This window comes from Pseudomonas sp. (assembly GCF_049645325.1).
Classification (GTDB): domain Bacteria; phylum Pseudomonadota; class Gammaproteobacteria; order Pseudomonadales; family Pseudomonadaceae; genus Aquipseudomonas.
The window spans coordinates 1-5,231 of the sequence record NZ_JBARTQ010000221.1; the positions used below are offsets into that span (position 1 = coordinate 1).

Here is a 5,231-nt window from a genome sequence, read left to right on the forward strand (position 1 = left end):
CGGCGGCCCACGGATTCAAGCCGGAGTGCGGGCATGCCGAGCCTAGGCGAGGCACCGAGTGGAGGGGCAAGAGCGTTTTGCTTACTTTTGCGCTCCACCAAAAGTGAGCCGCTGTAAGAGCGGAACCCATATCAGCCATTACCCAACCAATGGATCTGCCAAACAACTCAGCCCCCCCAACGTCAGAACGTATAGTCAGCCGAAACAACCGCCGCACGCCCATCCCCCGGCACCGCCCAGCCGTTGTTACGGATGCGTGTCAGGTAATCCTTGTCAAACAGGTTGTTAACGTTCAACTGCAGGTTCAACTGCTTGTTGACCTTGTACCCCAACATGGCCCGCTGAACCGCATAACCCGGCGCTGTCGGTGCCCCGGCGGCGCTGACCAGGTACTGCTTGGATTGCGCCGTAATACCGTAGCCCACCTGGAAATCATACGGCAGGTCGTACACCGTCCAGAGACTCGCCGCATGTTTGGGTGTGAACGGCAATGGCTCACCTTTCTGTGCATCAAACCCGGTAGTTGCCAGGGTGAAGTCGCTGGCGCTGCGCAGTACGCGGGTGTCCAGGTAGGTGTAGTTGGCGAAGACCTTCCAGTGATCGGTGATCGCGCCGCTCAGGCCCAGTGCCACGCCATCTGCCCGTGCTTTACCGTCGAGCGATTGCGTGCCGCTCAGGTTGGTGGGGTCGTTATCGGCGACTTTGTAGTTGGTGCGGTCATTGCGGAAGATCGCGCCGGTGAGGGACAGGGCATTGTCGAAGAAGTCCCACTTTGTGCCGATTTCATAGCTGACGGCAGTTTCCGGGGCGACGTTGCAGTTGTTGGTGGCTGTACTTGAGGTTTTGGCCGGGGTGAAACAGCCACCGTTGACGCTGGCTTGGGACGGCGTCTTGCTGTTGCCGTAGGCGATGTAAACGCTGCCGTTTTCCGCCGGTTTGTAGACCAGTGCCAGGCGGTAAGACGTCAAGTCATCCGCTTGGCCGAAACGCGTACCGGGCGTTTCTACGCCGGCAGCGGAGTAGGCATTGGTTACCGAACTGCCAGCGTTGTGTTCGTAACGCAGGCCACCATTGATTTCCCACTCAGGGCTGAGCTTGAGCGTGTCGAACGCATAGGCGGCGCGGTTGTTCAACGCGCCGTCGACGTGGGCCGCGCGGGTGAAGTTGACCGGGCCGGTCCAGTCGGAGTTCGGATCGCTGAAGCTGACCGGCGGCGGAATGATCGTGCTGCCGTTGCTGTTGGTCAGCCATTTGCCGGTGTCCGCCTGGTATTCCTCGCGGCTGATGGCGATACCCGTCACCAGTGTGTGGTCGATGAAACCGGTGCTGAAGTGGCTGGTCACGTCGGTCTGGTTGGTGAACATCTTGTTCTGGGTGTTGCGCTCGTTACCCAATGAGCCACCGCTTGGCTGGAAGAAGCCCGGGGCGAGGCCGGCGGTGCAAGGGGCGCCCGTGATCTGGGTGCCGCTGGCCAGGCAACCGGCTTGTGCGCCCTCGGGGCCGGAGGCGCGCAGGTACTGGCGTACGCGTTCAACGCGGGTGAAGTTGCGCACCGATACAGCGTCGTTGAAGTCGTGTTCGAGCTTGAGGCTGAACGCGTCCGCGGTAGTTTGCTGGTCATTGATGTTGTGGTAGCCGTAGAAATCGCTCCAGCCCACGCCCGGCATCGGTTTGCCGTTGTAGATAGGAATGCCGTATTGCGGCGTGTTGTCATCTTTTTGATGTTCGTAGCTGACGGTCACGCGAGTGGGTGTGCCCAGCCCGAAGGCGATGGAAGGTGCAATGCCCCAGCGCGAGTAATCTTCATAATCGCGACCGGGCACATCGTTACCATGCGCCATCAGGTTCAGGCGAAACGCCGTGGTGTCGTTGAGCTGCTGGTTGGTGTCCAGGGTGGTGCGCTTGTAGTTGTCAGTGCCAATGCCGGCGCTGACGGTGGTTTTGTCGCGCAGTTCCGGCTGCTTGGTCACCAAGTTGATGGTGCCGCCGACCGCGCCGGAGCCCGAATACACCGAGCTGGCGCCACTGACGACTTCCACCTGCTCCAGGTTGAACGGGTCGGTGCGGCTGTATTGGGCGCTGTCGCGCACGCCGTCGACGTAGATGTCGCCGCTGGCGGAAAACCCGCGCAGGTTGATGCTGTCGCCGTAGCCGCTGCCGCCTTCGCCGGCGCCAAAGGTGATGCCCGGCACGGTGCTGAGCACGTCGCGCAGGGTCAGCAGGTTTTGGTCATGAATGACTTCCTTGGGAACCACCGTGATCGTCTGCGGCGTGTCGCGCAGCGCCTCGGTGTACTTGGGGGAAGAGGGCGCCACAGGGTTGTAGGCACTCTGGCTCGGGGCTTGACCTTCAATGCTGGTCGCGCCGAGCTGGATTACTCCTGTGTTGTCATCCGCTGCAGTCTCCGCTGCATAACTGAATCCTCCCTGCGCAGCCACTGCCAAACCCACCGCCGACGCAAGCAAGTGCCGCGATGAAAGGGGGGCAGAACTGATCCCGGTAGCCATTGAATATTCTCGTGTGGGTGAAAGTGAGATGCGATCGTAATTGATAAAGGATCTCAAATGTAATACTTTGTAACCAAATAATTCATGAAACTTTTGCGGTCCCGGATCGCATGCGGGGCAGGAATGCAAAGTGGGCAGTCAGCAAGCGAGCCGTCTGAGATCGTCGACAACCCGCGTGCCTACACGCGGTGGGTCATGCACGCCGCGCAATTGGGCGATGCCGACGCGCAAGCGACCTTGGGCCAGTTGCTGCTCGACGGGCGCGGCGTGCAGAAGGATGCGCAACTGGCGCTGAGCTGGTTTCGCATCGCAGCGCAGCAGCGTCATCCGATGGCGATCAACATGATCGGGCGTTGCCTGGAGAATGGTTGGGGCTGCGCGATCAGCCTGACGGAGGCGGCGCAGCATTACCGGCAAGCCGCCGACCTTGGGCTGGATTGGGGTCTGTACAACCACGGCCAATTGCTGACCCGTGGTCGAGGCGTGGACCAGGATTTATCAGCGGCCTATGAGTTGTTCCGCCAGGCGGCCGACAAGGGCCACGCCAAGTCGATGAACCTGCTCGGGCGCTTCCACCATGAAGGCGTGGTGGTTGCCAAAGACATTCAGTTGGCCCGGCAGTGGTATCAGCGCGCGGCTGAGGGCGGGGATTTTCGCGGGCAATACAACCATGCTTCGGAGCTGGCTGAAGCGGGCGACGAGGCGCAGGCCTGCGTATGGCTTGAGCGCGCCCTGACGACGGCAACACCGGGGTTTCTCCAGGCGGCGTACCCGGTGTTGCTCGGCTCGGCCTTCAGCGCGATTCGTGACATGGGGCTGCGCTATCAGCGCCAGTCTCTGGCCCCATGAAAAAGCCCCTGGACCTTTCGGTGCAGGGGCTTTTTACCAACGCCTGATCAGGCTGCTTCGATCTTGCCGCGGTTCTGCTCAACCTTGGACAGGTAACGCTGCACGTTTTCCTGTTCCTGCGGTGTGGTGAACAAGCCCAGTTTGGTCCGGCGCCACAGCACGTCCTGCGGTTGAGTCGCCCATTCTTCGGCGCACAAGTAATCGACTTCTCGGGTGTACAGGCCGCCACCCAAGTGATCGCCCAGGTCTGCCAGCGATTGCACGCCTTCCAGCAGGCGCCAGGTACGGCTGCCATAGGTGGTGGACCAGCGGCGGGCGATCTCGCTCGGTACCCAGTCGTATTTGACGCGAATCGCGTCGGCCAATGCTTCCGGCGTGGTCATGTTCTCGCCGCCAGGCAGGCTGGCCGTGGCCGTCCAGCTTGGGCGCATCTGCGTGAAAAACGGTGCCAACTGCGCCATCGCCGATTCGGCAAGCTTGCGGTAGGTGGTCAGTTTGCCGCCGAACACCGACAAAATCGGCGCTTCACCGTTCGCACCGGACAGTGCGAGGGTGTAGTCACGGGTGATGGCTGACGGGTTATCCGACTCGTCGTTGCACAGCGGTCGCACGCCGGAATAGGTGTGGACGATATCGTCACGGCTCACCTGTTTCTTGAAGTGGGCGTTGACCACTTTAAGCATGTAGTCGGTTTCACCTTCGGTAATCGCCACTTTCGCCGGGTCACCGGTGTATTCACGGTCGGTGGTGCCGATGATGGTCAGGTGGTTCAGGTACGGAATGGTGAAGACGATGCGCTGGTCTTCGTTCTGCAGGATGTGCGCATGGGCACCTTCGTACAGTTTCGGCACGATCAAATGGCTGCCCTGGATCAGGCGGATGCCGTAAGGCGAGTCCAGCTTGAGGTCGTCCTTGATGAACTTGGCGACCCAAGGGCCGGCCGCATTCACCAACGCGCGAGCGCGGATCGAAAACAGGCTGCCGTCGGCGCGCTCCATGTTCATTTCCCACAAGCCTTTGCTGCGGTGCGCGCTGACGCAACGGGTCTGGGTGTGGATATGCGCGCCTTTTTCGCGGGCAGCCATGGCATTCAATACGACGAGACGGGCGTCATCGACCCAGCAGTCGGAGTATTCAAAGCCTTTGGTGATTTCACTTTTCAGCGGGCTGTCCGGGCCGAACTTCAGGCTCTTCGAGCCGGCGAGTTTCTCGCGCTTGCCCAAGTGGTCATACAGGAACAGACCGGCGCGAATCATCCACGCCGGGCGCAGGTGCGGACGGTGCGGCAACACGAAACGCATTTGCTTGACGATGTGCGGCGCCTTGGCCAGCAGCACTTCACGTTCAGCCAGGGCTTCGCGCACCAGGCGGAATTCGTAATGTTCGAGGTAACGCAGGCCGCCATGGATCAGCTTGCTGCTGGCCGAAGAGGTGTGGCTGGCCAAGTCGTCTTTTTCGCAAAGGAAAACCGACAACCCGCGACCGGCTGCGTCTGCTGCAATGCCGACGCCATTGATCCCGCCACCGATTACGGCAACGTCATAGACTTCAGCAAGCGGTGGAGCAGGCAAGGTGGAAGGGTTCATCGGCTGGCCTCGCGATCTTTTTCGTCTTGGAATTCGAACATTAATGTTCATTTGCGAAAATATTAGCTGATAAACGCGCGCACAGCCACCCGACTTCGATTGAAAAAACTCATCGAAGGGTGGGGAAAGGAAGATTTGTGAACAGTTCAACAGCAGGAGTGCGCTTATGTGGTGAGCGGGCTTGCCCCGCGCCGGGCTGCGAAGCAGCCCTGAACCTGACGCTGCAATCTGTCTGAAACAACGCGGCGGCTTAAGTGGGCCCGCTTCGCGCCCCAGCGCGGGGCAAGCC

At 60.6% G+C, this 5,231-nt stretch carries 3 protein-coding genes; 1 reads left to right on the forward strand and 2 read right to left on the reverse strand.

The window, feature by feature from the left end; translation table 11 throughout:
- Positions 1-182: 182 nt before the first annotated feature.
- Positions 183-2,507, reverse strand: coding sequence for a TonB-dependent receptor (locus tag WBB95_RS09570; protein WP_424487364.1), 2,325 nt, complete (start codon positions 2,505-2,507; stop codon positions 183-185).
- Positions 2,508-2,630: 123 nt separating this feature from the next.
- Here WBB95_RS09570 and WBB95_RS09575 point away from each other — a divergent pair, with 123 nt between their 5' ends.
- The gene (locus WBB95_RS09575; protein WP_424487365.1) at positions 2,631-3,356 is read left to right on the forward strand and encodes a tetratricopeptide repeat protein; all 726 of its coding nucleotides are present in this window, start codon (positions 2,631-2,633) and stop codon (positions 3,354-3,356) included.
- A gap of 47 nt (positions 3,357-3,403) precedes the next feature.
- Here the strand turns inward: WBB95_RS09575 and glpD are convergent, their stop codons facing one another.
- Positions 3,404-4,942: a glycerol-3-phosphate dehydrogenase gene (glpD, locus tag WBB95_RS09580; protein ID WP_424487366.1), complete on the reverse strand. Its 1,539-nt coding sequence runs from the start codon at positions 4,940-4,942 to the stop codon at positions 3,404-3,406.
- Positions 4,943-5,231 lie beyond the last annotated feature (289 nt).